Origin of the sequence: Acinetobacter rongchengensis, from assembly GCF_003611475.1 — a bacterium.
Taxonomy (GTDB): domain Bacteria; phylum Pseudomonadota; class Gammaproteobacteria; order Pseudomonadales; family Moraxellaceae; genus Acinetobacter; species Acinetobacter rongchengensis.
Window position 1 is genome coordinate 1 of the sequence record NZ_RAXT01000214.1, and the last position, 371, is coordinate 371.

1 protein-coding gene is annotated in these 371 nt (G+C 46.6%); it reads right to left on the reverse strand.

Going from position 1 to position 371, the window contains the following annotated elements; all coding sequences use genetic code 11:
• Positions 1-371: hypothetical protein (locus tag D7V20_RS19590; protein WP_147395835.1), on the reverse strand; the 371-nt coding region annotated here is incomplete at both ends.

A 371-nucleotide genomic window follows, 5' to 3' on the forward strand; every position in this document is an offset into this window, starting at 1 on the left:
TGCTGTCAAAGGTCGCATCTTTCTTCATGCTCACTGTAACTGTCGTTTTACCCGTCACAGCATCTTGTGCAACTTCTGTCGTTAAGTTCGATGTGTCGTAGGTCTTGGTCGCATCTTTTGCACTCGCTACGATATCCAATTGGTTGCCCAATTTGTGTGTTACCGCACCACCTACAGGATTGGTGTCCGCACCAACTTTAAAGCCCGTATTGACTACGCTATCCAACTGTCCTTTGTTTACCGCATCTGATGCTGCTGTCGCATTTGCCACATTGGTGATCTTATCGCCACCAACATCTAAACCATTCACTGTACTGGTTAAAGTCGTTGTATTTGCCCCAGTTCCTATCACTGCTTGTGGCGTCGTGATA